20 protein-coding genes, 2 tRNA genes and 1 pseudogene are annotated in these 21442 nt (G+C 73.2%); 11 read left to right on the top strand and 12 right to left on the bottom strand.

All coding sequences use genetic code 11. From position 1 onward, the window contains the following. Nucleotides 1-26: 26 nt before the first annotated feature. Together ACTMS0_RS12140 and ACTMS0_RS12135 are read right to left on the bottom strand one after the other, a co-directional pair. A complete protein-coding gene (locus ACTMS0_RS12140; RefSeq protein WP_441155241.1) occupies nucleotides 27-281 on the bottom strand; it encodes an acyl carrier protein in 255 nt (84 codons plus the stop codon). A gap of 95 nt (nucleotides 282-376) precedes the next feature. After that, the gene (locus tag ACTMS0_RS12135; protein ID WP_441155240.1) at nucleotides 377-1930 is read right to left on the bottom strand and encodes a peptide MFS transporter; all 1554 of its coding nucleotides are present in this window, start codon (nucleotides 1928-1930) and stop codon (nucleotides 377-379) included. 296 nt (nucleotides 1931-2226) lie between these two features. Between ACTMS0_RS12135 and ACTMS0_RS12130 the strand changes: the two genes are divergently transcribed. The 4 genes from ACTMS0_RS12130 (at nucleotide 2227) to ACTMS0_RS12115 (ending at nucleotide 5690) form a co-directional block, all read left to right on the top strand. After that, a complete protein-coding gene (locus ACTMS0_RS12130; RefSeq protein ID WP_441155239.1) occupies nucleotides 2227-2823 on the top strand; it encodes a PadR family transcriptional regulator in 597 nt (198 codons plus the stop codon). A 162-nt stretch (nucleotides 2824-2985) separates the two neighbouring features. Next, complete coding sequence (locus tag ACTMS0_RS12125) at nucleotides 2986-4209, top strand: FAD-dependent monooxygenase (protein WP_441155238.1); 1224 nt, start codon at nucleotides 2986-2988, stop codon at nucleotides 4207-4209. A 124-nt stretch (nucleotides 4210-4333) separates the two neighbouring features. After that, nucleotides 4334-4807, top strand: coding sequence for a toxin-antitoxin system HicB family antitoxin (locus tag ACTMS0_RS12120; protein WP_441155237.1), 474 nt, complete (start codon nucleotides 4334-4336; stop codon nucleotides 4805-4807). A gap of 67 nt (nucleotides 4808-4874) precedes the next feature. Then, complete coding sequence (locus ACTMS0_RS12115; protein ID WP_441155236.1) at nucleotides 4875-5690, top strand: DUF4097 family beta strand repeat-containing protein; 816 nt, start codon at nucleotides 4875-4877, stop codon at nucleotides 5688-5690. Between the two features lie 83 nt (nucleotides 5691-5773). Here ACTMS0_RS12115 and ACTMS0_RS12110 read toward each other — a convergent pair whose 3' ends face one another. Next, nucleotides 5774-6016 carry a DUF6458 family protein gene (locus ACTMS0_RS12110; RefSeq protein ID WP_441155235.1) on the bottom strand — a complete coding sequence of 81 codons (243 nt, stop codon included), beginning with the start codon at nucleotides 6014-6016 and terminating at the stop codon, nucleotides 5774-5776. Nucleotides 6017-6166: 150 nt separating this feature from the next. Between ACTMS0_RS12110 and ACTMS0_RS12105 the strand changes: the two genes are divergently transcribed. Next, a tRNA-Gly gene (locus ACTMS0_RS12105) sits at nucleotides 6167-6239 on the top strand. A gap of 44 nt (nucleotides 6240-6283) precedes the next feature. Continuing rightward, nucleotides 6284-6358: transfer RNA gene (locus tag ACTMS0_RS12100), tRNA-Val, on the top strand. A 35-nt stretch (nucleotides 6359-6393) separates the two neighbouring features. Here ACTMS0_RS12100 and ACTMS0_RS12095 read toward each other — a convergent pair. Continuing rightward, the gene (locus tag ACTMS0_RS12095) at nucleotides 6394-9078 is read right to left on the bottom strand and encodes a helix-turn-helix transcriptional regulator (protein WP_441155234.1); all 2685 of its coding nucleotides are present in this window, start codon (nucleotides 9076-9078) and stop codon (nucleotides 6394-6396) included. 98 nt (nucleotides 9079-9176) lie between these two features. Here ACTMS0_RS12095 and ACTMS0_RS12090 point away from each other — a divergent pair, with 98 nt between their 5' ends. Then, nucleotides 9177-9584, top strand: coding sequence for a hypothetical protein (locus ACTMS0_RS12090; protein WP_441155233.1), 408 nt, complete (start codon nucleotides 9177-9179; stop codon nucleotides 9582-9584). Between the two features lie 90 nt (nucleotides 9585-9674). Here the strand turns inward: ACTMS0_RS12090 and ACTMS0_RS12085 are convergent, their stop codons facing one another. Beyond that, nucleotides 9675-11084: a hypothetical protein gene (locus tag ACTMS0_RS12085; RefSeq protein ID WP_441155232.1), complete on the bottom strand. Its 1410-nt coding sequence runs from the start codon at nucleotides 11082-11084 to the stop codon at nucleotides 9675-9677. A 208-nt stretch (nucleotides 11085-11292) separates the two neighbouring features. Here ACTMS0_RS12085 and ACTMS0_RS12080 point away from each other — a divergent pair, with 208 nt between their 5' ends. Continuing rightward, entirely contained in the window at nucleotides 11293-12285 is a 993-nt protein-coding gene (locus ACTMS0_RS12080) for an NAD-dependent epimerase/dehydratase family protein (RefSeq protein ID WP_441155231.1), read from the top strand. 41 nt (nucleotides 12286-12326) lie between these two features. On the opposite strand, the pseudogene ACTMS0_RS12075 reads toward ACTMS0_RS12080, so the two are convergent. From ACTMS0_RS12075 to ACTMS0_RS12050, 6 genes and pseudogenes are all read right to left on the bottom strand, one after another. After that, nucleotides 12327-12517 (bottom strand): annotated as a pseudogene (locus tag ACTMS0_RS12075) (Acg family FMN-binding oxidoreductase); the annotation flags it as partial. 62 nt (nucleotides 12518-12579) lie between these two features. Next, on the bottom strand, nucleotides 12580-13485 hold the full coding sequence (locus ACTMS0_RS12070) for a universal stress protein (RefSeq protein ID WP_441155230.1): 906 nt from the start codon (nucleotides 13483-13485) through the stop codon (nucleotides 12580-12582). Next, a complete protein-coding gene (locus ACTMS0_RS12065) occupies nucleotides 13437-15839 on the bottom strand; it encodes a phosphoketolase family protein (RefSeq protein WP_441155229.1) in 2403 nt (800 codons plus the stop codon). Before ACTMS0_RS12065 ends, ACTMS0_RS12070 begins: the two co-directional genes overlap by 49 nt. An 86-nt stretch (nucleotides 15840-15925) precedes the next feature. Then, a complete protein-coding gene (locus ACTMS0_RS12060; RefSeq protein ID WP_441155228.1) occupies nucleotides 15926-16768 on the bottom strand; it encodes a universal stress protein in 843 nt (280 codons plus the stop codon). 207 nt (nucleotides 16769-16975) lie between these two features. Then, on the bottom strand, nucleotides 16976-17800 hold the full coding sequence (locus tag ACTMS0_RS12055) for an oxidoreductase (RefSeq protein ID WP_441155227.1): 825 nt from the start codon (nucleotides 17798-17800) through the stop codon (nucleotides 16976-16978). Then, nucleotides 17797-18360, bottom strand: a complete 564-nt coding sequence (locus ACTMS0_RS12050; RefSeq protein WP_441155226.1) for a TetR/AcrR family transcriptional regulator — start codon at nucleotides 18358-18360, stop codon at nucleotides 17797-17799. Before ACTMS0_RS12050 ends, ACTMS0_RS12055 begins: the two co-directional genes overlap by 4 nt. Before the next feature lie 568 nt (nucleotides 18361-18928). Between ACTMS0_RS12050 and ACTMS0_RS12045 the strand changes: the two genes are divergently transcribed. Next, the gene (locus ACTMS0_RS12045) at nucleotides 18929-19522 is read left to right on the top strand and encodes a hypothetical protein (RefSeq protein WP_441155225.1); all 594 of its coding nucleotides are present in this window, start codon (nucleotides 18929-18931) and stop codon (nucleotides 19520-19522) included. A gap of 154 nt (nucleotides 19523-19676) precedes the next feature. Here ACTMS0_RS12045 and ACTMS0_RS12040 read toward each other — a convergent pair whose 3' ends face one another. Next, the gene (locus ACTMS0_RS12040) at nucleotides 19677-20438 is read right to left on the bottom strand and encodes a PP2C family protein-serine/threonine phosphatase (RefSeq protein WP_441155224.1); all 762 of its coding nucleotides are present in this window, start codon (nucleotides 20436-20438) and stop codon (nucleotides 19677-19679) included. A gap of 67 nt (nucleotides 20439-20505) precedes the next feature. Between ACTMS0_RS12040 and ACTMS0_RS12035 the strand changes: the two genes are divergently transcribed. Next, entirely contained in the window at nucleotides 20506-20742 is a 237-nt protein-coding gene (locus tag ACTMS0_RS12035) for an HTH domain-containing protein (protein WP_155333268.1), read from the top strand. Beyond that, the gene (locus ACTMS0_RS12030) at nucleotides 20742-21320 is read left to right on the top strand and encodes a Clp protease N-terminal domain-containing protein (protein WP_441155223.1); all 579 of its coding nucleotides are present in this window, start codon (nucleotides 20742-20744) and stop codon (nucleotides 21318-21320) included. Before ACTMS0_RS12035 ends, ACTMS0_RS12030 begins: the two co-directional genes overlap by 1 nt. Nucleotides 21321-21442: the final 122 nt, after the last annotated feature.

Raw genomic sequence — 21442 nt, 5'->3', positions numbered from 1 at the left:
AGGGCCGACCGGCCGTACGGTCACCGTCACGGCACCACCGCGTGCCGGTTGACGTAGTCGACGAGGCGGGCCGGGGTGGTCAGGTCCGTCACGTCGTCCTCGCGGACCTTCACCCCGTACTCCTGCTCGATGCGGGCGGTCAGCTCCAGCACCGCGAGCGAGTCGTACCCCAGGTCCTGGAACTCCAGGTCCCCGACGTCGCCGTCGAGGTCGACCGACTCGTCCACGCCGGCGCTCTCGCGCAGCAGACGCCGTACGTCATCGAGGTTGATCTTCGTCACCACTGACCCCTTCCGTGCCCGGCCGGCCCGGTCCGGGCCGGCTCCAAGGTTTTCGGCTGGACGTCGAGACTCCGTGGAGGCCCGCTGGGGCGCCGTCACTGCTGGCCCGCGGGGCGGGCGGCGCGGGGCGCGGGCGCCGGCGTGGCGGGGCGGGTTGCGTCGTCGACGAACGGCGCGCCCAGGCGGCGGCGGAACGCCACGAACAGGGCGCCGACCGCGAGCGACACCACGGCGAGCGAGAGGTAGTACACCGGCCCGGAGAGCACGTCGATCAGCGCGGCCACCTGGCTGCTCAGGCCGCCGCCCAGCGCGGCGAACAGCCAGTAGACCCCGATCGCCTGCCCCAGGAAGGCCCGCGGGACGAGGTCGGCGATGGCGCTGATGCTCACCGCGGCCACCACGATCTCGCCCAGCGCGTGCAGCAGGTAGACGGTGAGCAGCCAGAGCGGCGACACGCGGTCGCCGTCGGCCGCGAGCGCCGCCGCCGCGGTCATCACCAGGAAGCTGACGCCGGCGAGCAGGAGACCGAAGGCGAACTTGTCCGGTACGGCGGCCCGCGCGCCGAGCCGGGTGAGCTGCCAGGCGATCAGCGGGGCGAGCAGCAGCATGAACAGCGGGGTGGCGCCCTGCAGCCAGCTCGCCGGGACGGTGAAGCCGAAGACGGTGCGGTCGGTGGAGTCCTTGGCGAACAGCGTCAGCACCGAGCCGTCCTGCCCGGCCAGCAGCCAGAAGATGGTGGCGGCCAGCATCAGCCGCAGCATCACCGACAGCCGCCAGCGGTCGTCCGCGGTCAGCTCCGGGTTGCGGCGCAGCCGCCGGTACGCGCCCCACGGCGCGGCGATGAGCAGCAGCCCGACGATGCCGAGCGCGGCCTGCGGCGGGACCACCCCGGCGCTCAGGCCGATGACCAGCAGCAGCACGAGCACGCCGACGACCGGGAGCAGGCGGTGCAGCAGGGTTCGGCGTTCGGCCGGCGCCAGCGGGCGGGCCCGCTGCGCCCCGGCGGTGCCGAGGGCGCGCCGCCCCGCGGCCGTGGTCAGTACGCCGACCGCGACGACGGCGCCGATCGTGGCGAAGGCGAGCCGCCAGCTCACCCGCTCGCCGATCGCGCCGATCACCAGCGGCGCCAGCAGGCCGATCGCCTGGATGCCGACGAAGAACGCGGCCAGGGTGGCCTCGCGCCGTCCCGGGGTGCCGGCGAGCATGTTGACCAGCGCCTGGTGGTTCGGCTTGAACAGCCCGAAGCCGGCGGAGATGAAGAGCAGTCCGAACAGGGTCAGCGGGGACGGCGGCAGCGCGAGGGTGAAGCAGCCGAGGGAGATCAGGGCGAGCCCGGCCACCATCGCGCGCTGCTGGCCGAGCACCCGGTCGGCGAGCCAGCCGCCGGGCAGCGCGAACATGAACGTGATGCCGATGAAGGCGCCGAACAGGGCGGCGCCGCTTCCCGCGCTCAGGCCGAGCCCGCCCTGGTCGGTGGGGGCGACGGCGTACAGCACCAGGATGGCCTGCATGCCGTAGAAGCCGAACCGTTCCCAGAGCTCCGCCACGAACAGGCTGCGGAACCACCCGCTGGTGAACAGCCGGTCGGTCGGATCGATGCGGGGCGGCGCGACGGCCGCCGCGGCGGGGGACCTGGTCGTGTCCACCATGGGGAGGTCACCTCCGGCTGGGGGGGCGAATGGGGCCAAGGGCCGGTGTCGAGGGCCCGGCGCGGCCGGGCTGTGACTTCGATACCGGCGCCAGCGTCGAGCAGCGGTGTCGTGCCCCGATCGAGTGCCGCTGGACCCGGGCTCGCGGGTCGTCGCCGCTTCCCGGAGGCGCGTCGAGCCGCCGTCGGCCGGCGCGCTCCACACTCTTGATCACTGTCCGCATCCTGGCGACCGCAAATGGTTGACATCGAATGGTCGATCCTGGATAGTCGATGTCGACCTATGAGGAGTGTCGAGTGGAGCGACGTCGTCGAGTGCCGAACCCGTTGGCGCTGGCCGTGCTCGCCTGGCTGCTCATGGAGCCGCTGCACCCCTACGAGCTGGGGCGCCGGCTCCAGCAGAGTGGCAAGGACCGCCACATCAAGTACACGCGGAGTTCGCTCTACATGGTGGTCGAGCAGCTCACGAGGGCGGGCTTCATCGTCGAGCGGGAGACCGTGCGTGACGGCCAGCGGCCGGAACGCACGGTCTACGGGATCACCGACGAGGGGCGTCGCGAGTTCCACGACTGGCTGCGCGCACTGCTGGCGCAGCCGCGGGAGGAGTACCCGCACTTCGCGGTCGCGCTGTCGCTTCTGAGCCTGCTCCCGCCCGACGATGCGGTCGAGGTGTTGCGGAAGCGGCTGACGGCGCTGGCCGTCAAGATCGACGAGGGTCGCGCCGCCACCAGCGAGGCCCTTGCCCGGGGCGTCGACTGGTACTTCCTCATCGAGGAGCGGTACGCGCTCGCGGTGATGGAGGCGGAGAGCGCGTTCGTCACGGAACTGATCCAGTCGCTCGCAGAGCCCGGCTACGTGAAGTCCTGGCAGGAAGCCATGGGAAGCCGTACGTGACAGCCGCAACGACGCTGGGGTCGTCACTCTGACATCACTTTGACGTCAAAATCTGCTTGACTGACGTCACAAATGACGTCAATATGGAGTCACGGAACTTGATCCAGTCGCTCACAGCCCGGGCTACGTGAAGTCCTGGCAGGAGACCATGGGGAGTCGCACATGACAGCCGCAAAGAGGGCGCTGGTCATCGGGGGCGGCGTCGCCGGCCCGGTGGCCGCGATGGCGCTGCGCAAGGCCGGCATCGAGGCAACGGTCTACGAGGCGTACCCCTCGGTGGCCGACGGCATCGGTGTCACCCTGACGCTCGCCCCCAACGGGGTGGAGGCGATGCGCCTGGTGGACGCCGACGACGCCGTCCGGTCCATCGGCCTGCCGATGAACCGCACCGTGGTCAGCGACGGCTACGGGGTGCGCATCGGCGAGTTTCCGCACGTCTCGGTCCAGCCGACGACGCTCGGTCTCTGGCGTGACGAGCTGTCCCGGGTGCTGCACGAGCGGGCGGAGGCGCAGGGCGTGCGCGTCGAGTACGGCAAGCGCCTGGTCGACGCCGAGGAGACCGCGGACGGGGTCATCGCCCGATTCGAGGACGGCACCACCGCCACCGGCGACGTCCTGGTCGGCTGCGACGGCGTGCGCTCGCGGGTGCGGACGCTGATCGACCCGAACGCGCCGCGCCCCCAGGTGATGCCGCTGCTCAACTTCGGTGCCGCCGCCGACTACGCGGTGCCGGACGCCGACCCGGACTCGATGTACTTCGTCTTCGGCAAGAAGGCCTTCTTCGGCTACTGGGCGCAGCCCGACGGCCGCACGGCCTGGTTCGCCAACGTGCCGGACAAGCGCCCGATGTCGTACGCCAAGGCCAACGAGATCGCGGCGTCGCAGTGGCTGCGCGAGCTGCGCGCCACCTTCGCCGACGACGTGCCGGCCCGCCAGGTGGTCGAGCACACCAACCCGGAGGCCCTGGTCTCGATCGGGTCGATCGAGAGCATGCCGTCGGTCCCGCACTGGTACCGGGGCCGCATGGTGCTGGTCGGCGACGCGGTCCACGCGCCGTCGCCCAGCTCCGGTCAGGGCGCGTCGATGGCCACCGAGAGTGCCATCCAGGTGGCCCGCTGCCTGCGGGACTTCGACGACCTGCCGAGCGCCTTCGCCGCGTACGAGAAGCTGCGCCGGGAGCGGGTCGAGAAGATCATCCTGCGGGGCAAGCGCACCACGAACAGCAAGACGGTCGGCTCGTTCGCCAAGACCATGATGCGGATCATGATGCCGCTGGCGCTGAAGACCTTCCTCAACCCGGAGAAGACCCTCGGCCCCGAGCAGCGCTACCGCATCGACTGGGACGCCCCGGTGACGTCGGAGGTGCAGGTGCCCGTACGGGCCTGAGCACGGCGGGGAAGCGGGGCGGTCGGACCGGCGGCGGTCCGACCGCCCCGTCCGTCTCGCATCTGACGTCATTTTGACGTCAGATGCGCTTGACTGACGTCACTTATGACGTCATGATGGTGTCATGAACCTGGCACCGTACCTCGCCGACCTCGACGCCGCCCTCGCCCGCACGGCGGCCGCCGGGGACGACGAGACCCGCCGCACCGCCGCCCTGCTGGCCGCCGCGCTCGAACCCGCGGCCCGGCTGGCGCTGCTCACCGCCCTGTCCGACCTCGCCGCCGAGGTCACCGACCGGCTGGCGGGACCGGTCGTGGAGGTCCGGCTCGACGGCCGCGACGTCGCGGTCGTCGTCAGCGACCTGCCCGAGGCGGAGGAGGCCGCCCCCGAGCCGCCGGCGCTCGAGGCGTCGGGGGAGACCAGCCGCGTCACCCTCCGGCTGCCGGAGGAACTGAAGGTGCGGGCGGAGGAGACCGCCGGCGCGCAGGGCGTCTCACTCAACACCTGGCTCGTGCGGTCCGTGCAGGAGTCGCTGGAGCGGCGCGGCCGTCGATCCGGCCTCGTCCGCAGCCGGATCAGCGGCTGGGTCGTCGGCTGACGCAGATCACCGTTCCACCCGACCACGCGGTGCACCGGCGCCGTACCGACCGAAGGAAGGGTCCGCCATGGCTGACATCGACTCCACCGTCCGCATCGAATCGTTCAACTGCCCCGAGCCGGCCGACATCCAGGTCCACCTGAGCACCGGCGAGGTTCTGGTCGAGCTGGTGGAGACCGACGCCGTCACCGTCGCGGTGTCGCCGGCGTCCGGTGACACCCCGGCCGACGCGATCGCCGACGTGCTGCGTGGCACGACGGTCCACTTCACCCGCGGCCGGCTGGTCGTGCAGCCACCCCGCCGGCGCCTGCGGCCGGTGCCGGTGCGGGTGGTCGTCCGGGCCCGCCCGGGCTCGAAGATCCAGCTGACCGGCAGCGACGCCCAGTTCACCGTCAGCGGGCGGGCCGGCTCGCTCGAGCTCCAGTCGAGCGCCGGCGGCCTCACCGCCGACCGGGTCGACGGCAAGTGCAAGATCCGGAACGGGGACGGGTCGCTGCGGCTCGCCGAGAGCGGCGGCCAGCTCGACGCCCGCATCGGGCAGGGGCACGTCGAGATCGGCCGCGTCAGCGGTGGCGGCGCCCGGCTCACCACCGGCAGCGGCACGGTGAGCATCGGCACCGTCGAGGCCGACCTGTCCCTCACCACCGGCGCCAACCGCATCGCCATCGCCGAGGCGGTCACCGGCCGGATTCAGGTCCGCACCGGGCCGGGCTCCATCCGGGTCGGTGTCCGCTCGGGCGTCACCGCCCGCGTCGAGCTGTCCAGCCGCAGCGGTACGGCCCGCAGCGACCTGCCGGTCAGCCAGACCGCGAGCGGTAACGCTGCCCTGCGGATCGAGGCGGCCAGCACCAGCGGCGACGTCCTCGTGACCACCGCATCCTGACGGCCCCACCGTTCCCGTCCCGGGCCACGGACGTGCCGGCCACCGTCGCAGGTGGCCGGCACGTCGCGCGTGGCGGGGGCGGATCAGAGCGGCGGGGTGACGTCGCGACGCTCCTCCACCCGGCGGTACTCGACCGGCTGGTCGGTGGTGCTGACGACCGTCCGCCGCCGGCCCCAGACCAGAGTCGTCATGATCAGGCCGAGCACGCCGGCGGCCATCAGGATCCAGCCGACCACGTCGAGGTCGATGCCGCCGAGCGTGGCGTCCAGGGCGAAGGTCAGGATCGCGCCGAGCGCGAGCAGGAAGATGCTGGTGCCGATACCCACGACAGCCTCCTTCTTCGGGATGTGGTGTGCTGTCGATGTGCTCTGTACCCAGCGCCCGACCTGCGCAACCATGCGGGAACGGGGTGGCCGTCGCGCGATCTTGGCGGTCGGGTAGACTGAAGCCCGTCGCCGGGGCGATCCCGGCGGCACGCGGACGTAGCGCAGCTGGTAGCGCATCACCTTGCCAAGGTGAGGGTCGCGGGTTCGAATCCCGTCGTCCGCTCGCGAACCGCCCGCCCCGGGAACCGGGTCGAAGCGGGTCACCACGGGCGATTGGCGCAGTGGGAGCGCGCTTCCTTGACACGGAAGAGGTCACTGGTTCAAACCCAGTATCGCCCACCAGGATCACGTCGTGGCCGGGTCGCACGCGGCCGTCATCATTCGACGCAGGCGGCCCGGGCGATGGCTGCCAGCTGGGATCGGGACGTGATGCCCAGCTTGGGGAACGCCTTGTAGAGGTGGTAGCCGACCGTCCGCGGGCTGAGGAAGAGCTGCGCGGCGATGTCGCGGTTGGAGGCGCCACCCGCCGCCAGCCGTACGACCTCGCGTTCCTGAGGCGTGAGCACACTGAGCGGGTCACCGGCCCGGCGGGGCGCGGCCGGCACATCCCCGGTCGCGCGCAGCTCGGCACGCGCCCGTCGGGCCCACAACTCCGCACCGAGTCGATCGAACGTCTCCAGCGCGCCGCGGAGCTGCGTGCGGGCGTCCGCCCGCCGCCGGGCCCGGCGCAACCACTCGCCGTAGGCGAGCCGCGTCCTCGCCTGTTCGTACGGATTGTCGGCGCTCTCGTGCAGACGGACGGACTCCGCGAAGTGCGCCTCGTCCTGGTCGACGAGGGCCCGGCAGCGCAGGGCGATCGCGTCCACGGCCGGTTGACGGACGTGGCGCGCCCAGGTCACATAGCGCTCGAGTGGCTGCCGGGCCCGGTCCGGTCGGCCACTGCGGACGGCCGCCTCGACCTCGTCGGCGGCGCAGAGAACGCCGAACCCGGTCGGCGGGACGGCCGCCAACTGCTCCAGGGCGGCGTCGGCGTCACCCAGGCTGAGTTCGAGCCGGCCGAGCGCCCAACGCCCGATGGTCGCGGCGAGAACCAGCCCCCGGTCGTCGGCCCGCCGGACACCGTCCTCGGCCCGCTCGCGACTTCCCGCCACGTCGCCCTGGTGGGCGAGCACCCAGGCGAGGCAGCAGGTGAGGTGGGTGACCCGGTGCTCGTGACCCAGGTCCGTCGCCAGCCGCAGCCCCGCGTCGAGCGTCGCCGTCGCCTCGCCGTACCGGCCCAGCAGCCCCTGTGCGAACCCCTGGTCCTGCAACGCGAACGCCAACCAGCCGATCATGCCGCTGGCCCGGCAGTCCGCCACGATCCGTCGGGTGATCTCCTCGCAGAGCGCCGCGCGGCCCGCCGGGAGGCAGGCACCGGCGGTGAAGGTCAGCCCCGGTACGCCCAGCCCGGCGAGCGCCGGTACGTCGAGTACCGGGCTGATGCGTTCCATTCCACCGGCGGTGTCACCGCTCAACAACCGGGTCAGCCCGACCGCCTGGCTGACCAACGGCGAATCGATCCCGGGCAGCTCCCGAAGCGTCTCGGCCGCCTGCTCCGCCAGCGGCGCGTCACCGGCGAACCAGGCACAGCGGACGGCCTCCACCAGTAGCCAGGTGGCCTGCTCGGCGGCGTGTGCCGTCACGCGGGGGACGGCGTCCAGGATGATCCGGCCCGCCGCCAGCGGGGTGCCCGACTCGACCTCGCGGTGGGCACGGACCTGCGTCAGCGCCACGATCATCGCCGGGTCGTCCAGGTCGGGAGTGGCCCGGTCGGCGAGTGCGGCGGCGCGGCCCATCAGGCCGGCGTCGCTCGCGGCCAGTGCGGCGGCGGCCAGCCGCGCAGACCGGCGTACCGGATCGGCGGTGAGCTCGGCGGCCCGCTCATAGGCGGCCGCCATGGCGGCGTGGCCGCCGCGGGTACGGGCTCGGCCGGCCGCCTCCTCCAACCGATGGGCGACGTCCTCGTCCGGACCGAGTGCGGCGGCGGCCAGATGCCACGTCCGCCGGTCGGTGGCATCCAGCGAGGCCGAGTTGGTCAGCGCGTCGGCGAGAGCCCGGTGCACGGCGAGGCGTCGGGTGACGGGGGCACTCTGGTAGGCGGCAGCCCTGATCAGGGGATGACGGAAGCCGACGGCTGACCCTCTGATCTCGATGAGCCGGCTCCGCTCGGCTGCGTCGAGCCCGTCGAGGGAGGCGCCGGCGGCGACCAGCGTCGCGAGCTCACCGGAGCCGTCCGCCGCCGCGATCAGGAGCGCGGTGCGCGCGGGCTCGGGAAGCGCGGCCACCTGCGCGTGGAACGCCTCCTGGACCCGGTCGGCCACCGGCATCGCGCCCACCGGCGACAGTCGCCCCGCCCGCTGTTCCGGACTGAGCGCGGCAGGCAACTCGATGAGCGCCAGCGGGTTGCCGTCCGACTCCTGGACGAGCCGATCCCGGACCTGAGGTGGAAGATCGGCGGGAAGCAGGGCGGCGGCTGCGGTGCCGTCCAGGCCGCCCAGCCGGCGCTCCGGCAGGCCGCTGACCGGAAAGTCCGGGCGGGCGGCGAAGACCATGACGACGCCGTCCGCTTCGAGTCGGCGCGCGGCGAACACCAGGGCGTCGACGGACGCCTGGTCGAACCACTGCGCGTCGTCGACGAGACAGAGCAGCCCGCCGTCCCCAGCGAGCTCGGACAGGAGGCTCAGCGTGGCCAGTCCGACCAGGAACCGGCTGTCCGGCGGGGCGCCACGCAGCCCCAGCGCACCGTTGAGCGCGGTCGCCTGCGGGCCGGGCAGCGCCTGGATCCGGTCGAGCCCGGTGCGCAGGAGCAGGTGCAGTGCGGCGAACGGCAGTGCCGCCTCCGACTCGATTCCGACACCGCGCAACACCCGCATGCCGGCCGCCCGCTCGGCGGCGTACGCCAGGAGCGCCGACTTGCCGATCCCCGCCGGGCCGCGCAGGACCAGGGCGCCGCTCCGGCCGTCCCGGGCGCCCTCCAACAGCCGGTCGATCTCCGCCTGTTCCTCGGCCCGTCCGTGCAGCACGACTGGCAACCTACCGTCACGATGACTGATTCGGCATGGCCGCGATCTCCGTAGCTTCGTGACCAGACGCACGTCAGCACCACGAAGGGACCTCCGAGATGGCCACCATCGCCAGCACCGTCCAGACCGCCGACGACGCCAGGCTGCTTCGCTTCGCCCTCAAGCAGGACGCGATCGGCTCGGGCGCCAACGGGGTCGTCTACCTCGCCGCCGCGGCGATCTTCGGCGAGATGTTCGGCCTGCCCGCCGCCTTCCTCTACCCGATCGGTGCGTTTCTGATCGCCTTCGCTGCCGGTCTGCTCTTCCTCGCGTCGCGGCCGGGTGTGAGCCGGCCCGCGGTGGCTGTCGTGATCGCCGTCAACGTCGCGTGGGTGGTCGCGAGCGTCGAGCTGCTCGCCGCCGGCTGGTTCCCGTTGACCGGTCTCGGCACCGCGCTCGTGATCGCACAGGCGGTCGTGGTTGCCGGGTTCGCCGCTCTCCAGGTCGCCGGCCTCCGCAAGGCCTGAACCCGCTGCGCCTCCGGTGCCCGCTCCATCCGGAGCGGGCACCGAGCGTCGGCGACCGCGGGGCGCGTCCGCAGTCCCGGCCTCGTCGGGTCAGCGCGCGGCGGACCGCAGGTGCTCGGCCCAGCCGGCCTCGAAGTCCGCGTACGAGACGCCGAGCACGTCGCGCGTCACGTCGCCGATCGGCGTACCCCGGTAGTGCTCGGTGACGAGCTGGAACACCTTCTGCTCCCCGTGGCGCTCCGCGATGTAGCTCATCGCCGAGTGGCCGAGCCAGTAGTGGTAGCTCAACCGTCCCTCCATCTTCCAGGCCGCGTTGCCCGGCAGGTCCTGGCGGTAGTCGTACGAGCGGAGGATCTTCGTCGACTCGGCGGTGCGGTCGCTGGTGGTGAACGGCTTCCGGCCGTGGGCCAGGTACTCGGCGAACCCCTCGACGACCCAGTTCTCCGGCCCGTCCAGCGCCGTCGCGCCCGGACCACGCTTCAGGAGGACGTTCACGATCGCGTGGGCCAGCTCGTGCCGGAAGATCTCCAGCTCCCGGTCGCCCTTGGTGAAGTGGTACTCGTCGGCCACGTCGATCACCACGCGGCTGGTGCCCACCTCCGGCGCGGACGCGTCCTCACCGTCGATCGCCCCGGCCGGTGGCACCGGGATCGCCACACCGGACTCGGCGGGCGTCTCCTTCGTCGTCCGGTACAGCGAGCCCAGTTCCTTCTTGCCCTTCACCAGGGAGATGACGAAGCCCTGCGGCACCGTCGCGTCGACACCGCCGGCCCGCCAGGCGGCCAGGTCCTCCGTGGCGGCGCGCTCGGCGAGCGGCGCGTACCGCTGCGCCTCGGCCCTCAGCGACTCGTCGGCGATGACCACGGTGTGCGGGGTCTTCTCCACGTGGAGGGGGCGGCCGGTGTCCCACGGGGCCGGGTAGTAGGTGGTCATGTCGCGGGCGGGACCGTCGACCAGGGCACCACCGACGGCGGTGACCTTGAACGGGGCGTCCGCGCCGGCGCGGCTGACCGTCCACTTGTACAGTTCCTCGACCGGGGTCGGGTCCATGCCCTCGAACCGGTGCACGAACGACACCCGGACGTCGAAGGTGGCCTCGGTGTCCGTGGTCGCGCCGAACTCCTCGTACCGGGCCTCGGCCAGCGGCAGCTTGGTGAGGTTGTGGAACAGGGTGGTCTGCCGGGCGACCAGTTCCTTGTCGGCCGGGTCGAACGGCGCCAGGTACGCCGCGAGGTCCCGCTCCTTCAGCGCGCGGGTGTGCTCAGCCAGCAGGGCGTCGATCTCGTCGGACCCGGCGGCGGTGCTGGAGGAGGAGCGGTCCAGGTAGACCGAGACGGCGACCACCGAGCCGACGAGCAGCACCAGCAGGGCCACTCCGACGGCGCCCAACGCGATCCACAGGCCGCGCCCGGACTTGCGGGGTGGTGGCGGCACGGGGGCGGGTGGCTGGGCCCAGGGCGGGGCGGGCGGGCTCGGGACGGAGGGGTGGCCCTCGGTCATGGCGGATCCTCGCTCGGGTCGGTCGGGCCGGGGGCGGCTCCACGAGCGACGGTCCCCCGGACGGGCTCGCGTCATTATTCCTGCCGCCGCCGTCACCGTCCGTCCCGACCCGGCGACGGAGGTCGCGGCGCGGTGTTCTGCCGTGGGCAGATCCGCTGACGGTGAACGTGGGGCCGGGTGGCCGGTGGCGACCGGCACAGTGGAGCGCATGAGACTGCTGGTGCTGGGTGGTACGGGATTCGTGGGCGGGGCGACGGTCACCGAGGCGGTGCGCGGTGGCTGGTCGGTGACGGTGTTCAACCGGGGCCGGCACGGGACGGCGCCGGCCGGCGTGGAACGGCTGCGGGGCGACCGGACGGCACCCGGCGGCCTGGCCGCCCTCGCCGGCGGCGAGTGGGACGTGGTGGTCGACACCTGGGACGGGGTGCCGCGCGTCGCCGGGGAGTCGGCGCGCGCCCTGGTCGGGCGCGTCGGGCGGTACGTCTACGTCTCCAGCGGCTCCGTCTACGCCGAGCCCGTCGAACCCGGCTCGGCGGAGGACGCGCCCGTCGTCGACGCCGCGCCGGACGCGGACGAGGCGGACTACCCGTCCAACAAGGCCGGTGCCGAGCGCGCCGTGCGCGAGGTGTACGGGAAGAGCGCCGTGATCGCCCGCGCCGGCCTGATCCTCGGCCCCGGCGAGGACATCGGCCGGCTGCCGTGGTGGCTGCAGCGGGTGGCCCGGGGCGGCGACGTGCTGGCGCCGGGCCCCGCCGACCTGCCCCTGCAGTACATCGACGCGCGCGACCTCGCGGCCTTCCTGCTCGACCCGGTCGTGCCCGGCGGGACGTACAACGTGGTCAGCCGCACCGGACACGCCACGATGGGCGACCTGCTGGACGCCGCCGTCGAGGTGACCGGGGCCGATGCGCGGCTGCGCTGGACCGACCCCGAGGCGATCCTGGCCGCCGGCGTGGAACCGTGGAACGACCTGCCGATCTGGATCCCGGCCGGGCACCCGTACCGCTGGTTGCAGGAGCGCGACGTCAGCCGTGCGTACGCCGCCGGCCTGACCTGCCGTCCGGTCGCCGAGACCGTCGCCGACACCTGGACCTGGCTGCGGGCGGTCGGCGCCGTGCCGCCCCGGGCCGGGCGCCCGCAGCGCGCCCCGGTCGGCCTCGACCCGGCCCGGGAGGAGGCCGTCCTGGCCTCCGCGCCCTGACCGGGCTGCCGGCTGCGGCCCGGCCGGACCGTCGCGCAGGGCTGCCGGACCGGCAGGTCGAGCACCTCGTCGACCGGCCGGCGGGGGGTCGGCCAGCCGGGCTGGCCGTAACCCACGCGCATCACCATCTGCGGGGTGCCGAACCGCCCCAGCGACAGCCGCAGCTGCTCGCGGCGGTCGGCACCTCGACCGGCTGGGACAGCATCGACACCGCGAGCCCCGCGTCGGTGCTTCGGCCCGCCCCGATTCCCCGATGCGCCATCCGGCCCCTTCGCGGGGGGACGATCCGCAGGCTCAGCGTTCGCGGACGACCGCGACCGGGCAGTGCGCGTGATGCAGGAGCTGCTGGCTGACGGAGCCGAGCAACATCCCCGTCAGCCCGCCCCGGCCCCGGGTGCCGACCACCACGAGCTGGGCGGTGCGGCTCGCCGCCACCAGCAGGGCGGCGGCGCTGCCCTCCGCCACGTCCACCGTCACGTCGACGTCCGGGAACGTCCGCTCCCAGCGGGTCAGCGGCTCGTCCAGCTCGGCGCGGTCGGCCCGGATCGCCGCCAGGGACTCCGGGGTGGCCGGCGGGCGCTGCCCGGGCGGCACGTGCCAGGCGCGGAGCACGCGCAGCGGCACGTTGCGGGCGGCGGCCTGCTCGAACGCGAAGCCCAGCGCCAGGAGCGACTGCTCCGAGCCGTCCACGCCGACGACGACGTGCCGCGTGCGCCCTCCGGTGTTGCCGCGGACCACCACGACCGGGCAGTGCGCGTGGGCGGTGACCGACACCGCGGTGGACCCGGCGAGCAGGCCGCCGAACCCGCCGTGGCCCCGGGTGCCGAGCACCAGCAGACCGGCCTGCGCGGACCGTTCCTGGAGCACCAGGGCGGGCGGGCCGTCGTACACCTCGCCGGTGACGGTGAGCCCCGGGCGGGCGACGTCGGCCGCCGCCCGCTGGACCAGCTCCTCCACCTGCCGCCGGGCCGCCTCGTCGGGCCACACGCCCGGTGCCACACCGGGACCGATCCAGCCGGTCACGGTGAGCCACTCGAAGACGTACGCGAGCCGCACCGGCCGCCCGCTCCGTCCGGCCTCGTCCAGGGCCCAGTCCAGCGCCCGCGCGGCGTCCGGCGAGCCGTCGTAGCCGACCAGGATCTCGTCGCCGCTCACTGTTCGCCCCTGAGCTCGGGGTCGCTCTCCCGGATCCACCGCCACTCGGCCACCCGCGGGTCGTCCTCGCCGTACCGGCGGGTGTAGTCGCGGCAGGACTCGCGGGCGTCGACCATCTCCTGCCGCAGGTGGGCGGCCCGGTTGGCGAGCCCCGGAACCCGGTCGATCACGTCGATGACCAGATGGAACCGGTCCAGGTCGTTGAGCATCACCATGTCGAACGGCGTGGTGGTGGTGCCCTCCTCCTTGTACCCGCGGACGTGCAGGTTGTCGTGGTTGGTCCGCCGGTACGTCAGCCGGTGGATCAACCACGGGTAGCCGTGGTACGCGAAGATGACCGGCCGGTCCTGGGTGAAGATGGTGTCGAACTCCTTGTCCGACAGCCCGTGCGGATGCTCCGACGGTGGTTGCAGGCGCATCAGGTCGACCACGTTGACGACCCGCACCTTCAGGTCGGGCAGGTGCCGGCGCAGCAGGTCGGCTGCGGCCAGGGCCTCCAGGGTCGGCACGTCGCCGGCGCAGGCGAGCACCACGTCCGGTTCCTCGCCGGCGTCGGTGCTGGCCCAGTCCCAGATGCCGATGCCGCGCCGGCAGTGCATGACCGCCTCGTCCATCGTCAGCCAGTTCGGCGCGGGCTGCTTACCGGCGACCACCACGTTGATGTAGTGCCGGCTGCGCAGGCAGTGGTCCATGGTGGACAGCAGGGTGTTGGCGTCCGGCGGCAGGTAGACCCGGACGACCTCCGCCTTCTTGTTCATGACGTGGTCGATGAACCCCGGGTCCTGGTGCGAGAAGCCGTTGTGGTCCTGCCGCCACACGTGGCTGGAGAGCAGGTAGTTCAGCGAGGCCACCGGCTGCCGCCACGGGATGGCCCGGGTCACCTTCAGCCACTTCGCGTGCTGGTTGACCATCGAGTCGACGATGTGGATGAACGCCTCGTAGCTGGTGAAGATGCCGTGCCGGCCGGTCAGCAGGTACCCCTCCAGCCAGCCCTGGCACAGGTGCTCCGACAGCACCTCCATGACCCGCCCGTCGGGGGACAGGTGGTCGTCGCCGGGCACCGTGCCGGCCACCCAGGCCCGGCCGGTGACGTCGAACGCGGCACCGAGCCGGTTGGACTCAATCTCGTCCGGGCCGAAGAGCCGGAACGTCTGCGGATTCGCCGCGATCACGTCCCGGATCCACGGCCCCAACGCGCCGGTGGCGCCGCCGATCGTCGCGCCGGGGCGCGGCACGTCCACCCCGTACTCACGGAAATCCGGCAGCGTCAGGTCGCGCAGCACCAGCCCGCCGTTGGTGACCGGGTTGGCGCTCATCCGGCGGTCCCCCGTCGGGGGCAGCGCCGCCAGGTCGGCGACCGGGGCCCCGGTCGCGTCGAACAGCTCCTCCGGCCGGTAGCTGCGCAGCCAGCGCTCCAGCTCGGCCAGGTGCACCGGGTTGGTGCGCACCTCCGACAGCGGCACCTGGTGCGACCGGTACGTCCCCTCCACGTGCTTGCCGTCGACGTCGCGCGGCCCGGTCCAGCCCTTGGGCGTACGGAGGGCGATCATCGGCCAGCGCGGGCGCTCGACGGCACCGCCGGAGCGGGCCCGCCGCTGGATCGCGGCGATCTCGTCCAGCGCCCGGTCCAGCGTGGCGGCGAGCGTCTGGTGCACGGTCGCCGGGTCGTCGCCGGCGACCACGTACGGCTGGTAGCCGTACCCGCGCATCAGGTCCAGCAGGTCGGGCTCGGGGATGCGGTCGAGCACCGTCGGGCTGGCGATCTTGTAGCCGTTGAGGTGCAGGATGGGCAGCACCACCCCGTCCCGGGCCGGATTGAGGAACACGTTGGACAGCCAACTGCCGGCGAGCGGGCCGGTCTCGGCCTCGCCGTCACCGATGACGCAGGCGACCAGCAGGTCGGGGTTGTCGAACGCCGCGCCGTAGGCGTGGCTCAGCGCGTACCCCAGCTCGCCGCCCTCGTGGATCGAACCCGGCACCTCGGACGCGACGTGGCTCGGGACGCCGCCGGGGAAGGAGAACTGGCGGAACAGGCGGGCCATTCCGGCCTCGTCGCGGCCGGTGCCGTGGTAGAGCTCGCTCCACGTGCCCTCCAACCAGGTGTTCGCGACGAGGGCCGGGCCGCCGTGCCCCGGGCCGGTGATGAACATGGCGGAGAGGTCACGGGCGACGATGACGCGGTTGAGGTGCGCGTAGAGCAGGTTCAGGCCGGGGCTGGTGCCCCAGTGCCCGAGCAGCCGCGGCTTCACGTGCTCCGGCGCGAGCGGCTCCCGGAGCAGCGGATTGTCCAGCAGGTAGATCTGCCCGACGGTGAGGTAGTTCGTCGCCCGCCAGTACGCGTCCAGCCGGCGCAGCTCGTCTTCCGTCAGGGGCCTGTGCAGGTCGGTTGCGGTGTCCATACTGCCTGAGCCTCTCGCGGGTCGGGGAGTGGCGCATCCGGAAGGAGCGGTTCCGTCATCAGCGTCGCCGAATCGGCCGACGTGGATCAGGGCCCTTGGTCCCGTGCGTCCGGGCCGTCCGCCGGGGCGAGCCCGCGTACGACGATCACCGGCGCCGGCGAGTGGTAGAGCACCGACTGGCTCACGGAGCCGAGCATGCCCCTCCCGGGCTGGTTGCCCCGCGCGGCCACCACCGCGAGCTGGGCCGACCGCGACTGCTCGACGAGGACGGCACCCGGGTCGCCGCGGATGGTGTGGCACTCGACGGGCACGGTCGGGCGCCGTTCGCCGACCCGGGCCACGATCCCGGTGAGCACCGCCGGGTCGTCGTCCGCCCCCGGCTCCGCCACCCGGACGGCGACCAGCCGGACCTCTCGCCGGGCGGCGTACTCGAACGCCCACGCCAGAGCCTTCCGGGAGTCGATCGAGCCGTCCACGCCGACCAGCACCGGGCCCTCCGACGGTGGATCCCGGCGTCCCACCAGCACCGGGCACCCGGCCCGGGCGGCGATCCGCACCGCGGGGGCCTCGGCGGGCACACAGCTGCCGGGGTTGGTGCTCATGCCGCTGTCGCCGACGGCGACCAGGAAGCACGTCTCCGACCGGCGCACCAGCGCCTCCACCGCGGGTTCCTCGGAGATCTCGCCGCTGACCGGGAGGGTCTCGTCGACGTCCTTGGCGACCTCGGTGGCGCGGGCGAGGAGTTCCTCCGTCGCGTCGTGCTGCCCGGCCACCGACGGCGCCGTCAGGGCGGCCCCCCAGTCGAACGCGTGCAGGAGACGCAGCGGCCGCCCGTACGCGGCGGCCTCCCGCGCGGCCAGCCGGACCAGCGGCAGGTTGCGCTCCGAGCCGACACCGGCGAGCACCGGCGCATCGGTGACTGCGGCCATCCGGCATCACCTCCGCAGGCGTCGCGCCCGGCCCCCGTCCCGAGGCTAGTCGCGCCGGTGCAGCGGTGGGGCGGGATCGGCGCGCGACGTGCGCTCCGCTTCCGTGCCGGTGCGTTCGTCCGGTGCCGGCGGTTAGGTTCGTCCGGTGCGTTCGTCCGCTCGCGGCTCAGTTCGTCCGCTCCCGGTTTCAGTTCGTCCCGCGGCGGCTCAGCGGAACTGGAGGCGGTTGATCGCGTCGAACACGCGGGCGCCGAAGAGACGCCGCGTGTGCACCATCGCCCACGCCGCCGCCGTGACCAGATAGCGGGTGCGCGGCCGGCGGGCGGTCACCGCACGCTCGATCACCCGGGCCACCGCGTCGGGCGTGACGGCGAGCAGGCGGCTCTCGTACGAACGCGCCATCGTCTCGTCCACCGCGGCCACCATCCGCCGGTACGGCCCGGCCGGATCCGCCCCCTTGCCGAGCGATTCGGCCGCGACGGCACCGAAGCCGGTACGGATCAGGCCCGGCTCGACGATCGCCACGTCGACGCCGAACGGCCGCACCTCCTGGCGCAGCGCGTCGGAGATGGCCTCCACGGCGTACTTGCTCGCGTGGTAGTAGCCACCACCGGGGAACACGATCCGGCCACCCATCGAGCTGACGTTGACGATCCGGCCCCGGCCGGCCCGGCGCATGCCGGGCAGCACCAGCTGGGTGAGCCGGCTGAGCCCGAACACGTTCGTCTCGAACTGCGCCCGGACCCGATCCATCGGGGTCTCCTCGATCGGGCCGTACTCCCCGTAGCCGGCGTTGTTCACCAGGACGTCGACCTGGCCGTGCTCGGCCTCGATCGCGGCGACGGCGGCGGCCATCGACGCCTCGTCGGTGACGTCGAGGGGGAGCAGCCGGGCACCGGCCCCCGCCAGGTCGGCGATGGCCTCGACCTTGCGGGCGGTGGCGTAGACGGTCAGCTCGGGACGCCGGGCCAGGCGCGTGACGGTGGCCCGGCCGATGCCGGACGAGGTGCCGGTGACGAGGACGGTGGTCATGCGGGATCTCCAGGGGTGTCGAGGCCGGCGACGATCAGCGCGACACCGTCGCGCAGTCGCCGTCGGGGCAGGTCAGGATCGGTGAGGTCGGCCTCCAGGCCGCGGGTCAGCGCGACCAGCACGTCGGCCACCGCGCGGGCCCGGGACCCGGCACGGTCGGCGAGCGCGCCGGCCACCGCGTCGGTCAGCTCCCGGGTGTACGCCTCCACGAGGTCTCCGGTCAGCTTCGTGCTCTCGTCGAGCAGTTCGGCGGCGTGCCGGCTCTCCCGGTGCAGGGTCAGGGTGAGTTCCAGTTTGGCCCTGAGCACCGTGATGAGCCGCTCGACCGTGGAAGCCGTGGGGTCGGCGGCGGCCCGGCGCGCCTCGGCGAGGGAGCCGGTGAAGAGCCGCTCGGCAAGCCGTCGGTACGCGTCGTCCTTGTTGCGGACGTACTGGTAGACGGCCGGGCGGGACATGCCGGCGGCGGCCGCGATGTCGTCCATCGTCGTGCGGCGCACCCCGTGTCGGGTGAAGCACTCGTACGCCGCCGCGAGGATGGCCTCCAGCCTGTCGTTCGACATGCTGACAATCCTTGCATGATTTGTCAGACCGTCAAGGGCCGGCGTTCACACCCACGGGCAGATCTTGGAAGCAAACGGCCCCCAGAGGGGCCCAAATCTTCCAAGATCTCCGGGCACCCCTGCGCGCGGTGGGCGGTATGTCCGGCTCGGCTGTGCCGCCTCGGGGCCGGGTGTCCGGTTTCGGGGTGTGATCGGCGGCATCCCAGGGTCGGAATCGTGGCGGGGGCGGGGTCGTTACATCACCTGGACGATCGAGCAGCGCCTGCCTTCGTGGCTGGGTGCGGGGGCCCCGGAATGATGGCGGGCCGGCGGTCGTTACATCTGGACCCGGCACCACGAGAGCAGCCCGCCCCCCGGGGCGTGGCCTCCGGCTCCCGGTCAGCCCGCCCCCGCGGGCGTGGCCCCCGGTCGCCGGGTCTGATTCACCCCGTCGAGACGGTCCACCCCCTGGGCCCTGGCACCGACGGAAATCCCTCAAGTCTTCGGGCGCCTGATGGTGCTCGCGTCACCACGCCCGTTCCCCCCTTCTTGTGGCTGGTGGCGCCTTCCCCCGAATGGAGCTTCTCTGATGAACACGAAGCTGCTGCGGAAGAGCGTTCTGGGTATTGCTGGTCTGGCCTTCGCCGGTGGCATGGTCGCCGGCCCGGCCACCGCCAACGCCGCCCCGACCGTTGAGTCGGTCAAGCCGGTCGTCGCGACCGCGCAGGCGGACAAGGTGGACAAGGGCACGCTGATCCCGCATGGTGTGCAGGGCGAGCAGTCGCGCATCGACCTCACCGACGAGCAGGTCGCGAATGTGAAGGCGATCATCGCGGCGACGAAGAAGGCCGACATGGACGAGCGCGCCGCCGTGGTCGCGATCGCCACCGCGCTGCAGGAGTCGAAGCTGGAGAACCTGGGTCATCTGGGTGAGCGCAACGACCATGACTCGCAGGGCCTGTTCCAGCAGCGCCCCTCCAGCGGGTGGGGCACGGTGGAGCAGATCACCGACCCGGAGTACTCGACGATGGCGTTCCTGAAGGGCCTCAAGCAGGTCGACGGCTGGCAGGACATGCCGCTGACCAAGGCCGCCCAGACCGTGCAGGTCTCGGCCTACCCGTTCCACTACGCGCAGTGGGAGACCCAGGCCGCCGACCTCGTCGCCGAGCACTGGAACAGCTGAACTCACTGACCTTCCTCACAGGGGGAAACAAGTCGCTGGCCGGCACCCGACACGGGTGCCGGCCAGCGGCGTCTCCACATGATCCACCTGCCCGCCGGCCACCAATTTCAAGATCGACGGGCGAGTGCCGGCGTCTTGAGGCCCAGAGAGGGCCCTACGTCACGCGGATGAGGATGGCGGTGGCGTTGTCGGTGCCGCCGGCGGCGAGGGTGGCGTCGAGGAGGGCGCGGAGGGCCTGGCTCGGATCGGGGTCGGCCAGGAGTTCCCGCAGGCGGTGGTAGTCGACCTGGTCGCTGACGCCGTCGGTGCAGAGCAGCCAGGTGTCGCCGGGGCGCAGCGTCACCGCGAGCAGGTCCGCCTCCGGTTCGCCGGGGTGCCCGGCGTAGCGGGTGAGCTGGTAGCGCGCCCGGGCGGCGGCGGGGGAGTCGGCCGCGTACCAGCCGTGGACGACGCCGAGCCAGGCCGCCGTGTGGTCGACGGTCAGCAGTTCCAGGAGGCCGTCGCGCAGCCGGTACGCCCGGGAGTCACCGAGTTGCACCAGCCAGCCCGGTCCGCCGTCCGGCTCGACGAGCAGGGCGGTGAGGGTGCATCCGGTCAGGTCGGCGAGGTCGGCGCCGGCGGCGCGTACCGCGGACTGGACCCGGGCCACGGCGGTGCGCAACCGTCGGGCGTCCACCTCGGGCCACGCGGCTCGGACCTCCGCGACAAGCGTGTCCACCGCGGTGCTGCCGGCCCGCCGGCTGCCCTCACCGGCGCCCATGCCGTCGGCGACCACGGCGAGGGGCAGGTCGGGGTCGACGTGGAGGACGTCGAAGTTCGCCGGGTACCGGTGGCCGACGATGGTGCCGCCCACCAGTTGCAGGCGCAGGTGCCCGACCGACAGCAGGTGGGGATCGTCGAACGAACTCGCGGGCACGGCCGGACCCTAACAGGAGTGTCAACCGGGGTTGACAGAGCCCGTGTCGTCAACGTAAGTTGACAGGATGAGTCAGGCGACGGAACTCGCGGCGGCCGCCAGCAGCACCGACCCCCGGGTCGGGCTGCGCGCCGTCCGCGCACTGCGCCGGCTCCTCGAGCGGCTCGAGGTGGTCCAGGTCGACAACGCCCGGCGGCAGGGCTGGTCCTGGCAGGAGATCGCCGACGCGCTCGAGGTCAGCCGGCAGGCGGTCCACAAGAAGCACGCCGGGCGGCCGGCGGTCGATCGATCCTGGGAGGCGTGATGTTCGAGCGGTTCACCGACCGGGCCCGCACGGTGGTCAAGGGGGCGCGGGACGAGGCCCGTGCCGAGGGGCAACGCCCGGTCGGCACCGAGCACCTGCTGCTCGCGATGCTCGCCGACGGGGACAGCCTGGCGGTGCGGGTGCTGCGCGAGGCGGGCGTCAGCGCCGACGACCTGCGCGCCCGGATCCGGCGGCACACCGAGCGCGCCAGCACCGGCCTCGCCGACGCCGACGCCGCCGCGCTGCGCGAGATCGGCATCGACCTCGCGGCCATCGTCGCGCGCATCGAGGAGACGTTCGGCCCGGACGCGCTCCGCGAGGCGGCGCCGGCTCCGCGCCGCCGCTGGGGCCGTCGACGGTACGCGGGCGGCCCGTTCTCGGCGCGGGCGAAGAAGGTGCTGGAGCTGTCCCTGCGGGAGGCGCTGCGGCTGCGCCACTCGCACATCGGCACCGAGCACATCCTGCTCGGCCTGCTCCGCGAGGGCAACGGCCTCGCCGCGCTGGTGCTCACCGAGGCCGGTGTGAACCTCGACGACCTCCGCCGCCGCGTCGAGGCCGCTCTGCGCGCGACCGCCTGACCCTCGCCCGCCCGTCTCGGGCCCCGGCCTGGGCCCGGGCGAAGCGGGAGGACACCCGGCGGCGGCGGTGAGTGACGGAGACCGCGGAGCGGGCGGCCCGGGGTGGGCGGACGAACCGGTGG

This window comes from Micromonospora sp. H33 (assembly GCF_052068455.1).
Lineage (GTDB): Bacteria > Actinomycetota > Actinomycetes > Mycobacteriales > Micromonosporaceae > Micromonospora.
This window is presented reverse-complemented; position numbering and strand designations above follow the sequence as displayed.

Bases quoted from the DNA above. Each gene is read 5' to 3' on its own strand.
- ACTMS0_RS12050 (WP_441155226.1), bottom strand. From the start codon at position 18,360: ATGTCGAACGACAGGCTGGAGGCCATCCTCGCGGCGGCGTACGAGTGC.
- ACTMS0_RS12085 (WP_441155232.1), bottom strand. From the start codon at position 11,084: ATGACCGAGGGCCACCCCTCCGTCCCGAGCCCGCCCGCCCCGCCCTGG.
- ACTMS0_RS12055 (WP_441155227.1), bottom strand. From the start codon at position 17,800: ATGACCACCGTCCTCGTCACCGGCACCTCGTCCGGCATCGGCCGGGCC.
- ACTMS0_RS12030 (WP_441155223.1), top strand. From the start codon at position 20,742: ATGTTCGAGCGGTTCACCGACCGGGCCCGCACGGTGGTCAAGGGGGCG.
- ACTMS0_RS12135 (WP_441155240.1), bottom strand. From the start codon at position 1,930: ATGGTGGACACGACCAGGTCCCCCGCCGCGGCGGCCGTCGCGCCGCCC.
- ACTMS0_RS12090 (WP_441155233.1), top strand. From the start codon at position 9,177: ATGGCCACCATCGCCAGCACCGTCCAGACCGCCGACGACGCCAGGCTG.
- ACTMS0_RS12035 (WP_155333268.1), top strand. From the start codon at position 20,506: ATGAGTCAGGCGACGGAACTCGCGGCGGCCGCCAGCAGCACCGACCCC.
- ACTMS0_RS12120 (WP_441155237.1), top strand. From the start codon at position 4,334: ATGAACCTGGCACCGTACCTCGCCGACCTCGACGCCGCCCTCGCCCGC.
- ACTMS0_RS12115 (WP_441155236.1), top strand. From the start codon at position 4,875: ATGGCTGACATCGACTCCACCGTCCGCATCGAATCGTTCAACTGCCCC.
- ACTMS0_RS12060 (WP_441155228.1), bottom strand. From the start codon at position 16,768: ATGGCCGCAGTCACCGATGCGCCGGTGCTCGCCGGTGTCGGCTCGGAG.
- ACTMS0_RS12125 (WP_441155238.1), top strand. From the start codon at position 2,986: ATGACAGCCGCAAAGAGGGCGCTGGTCATCGGGGGCGGCGTCGCCGGC.
- ACTMS0_RS12080 (WP_441155231.1), top strand. From the start codon at position 11,293: ATGAGACTGCTGGTGCTGGGTGGTACGGGATTCGTGGGCGGGGCGACG.
- ACTMS0_RS12045 (WP_441155225.1), top strand. From the start codon at position 18,929: ATGAACACGAAGCTGCTGCGGAAGAGCGTTCTGGGTATTGCTGGTCTG.
- ACTMS0_RS12065 (WP_441155229.1), bottom strand. From the start codon at position 15,839: ATGGACACCGCAACCGACCTGCACAGGCCCCTGACGGAAGACGAGCTG.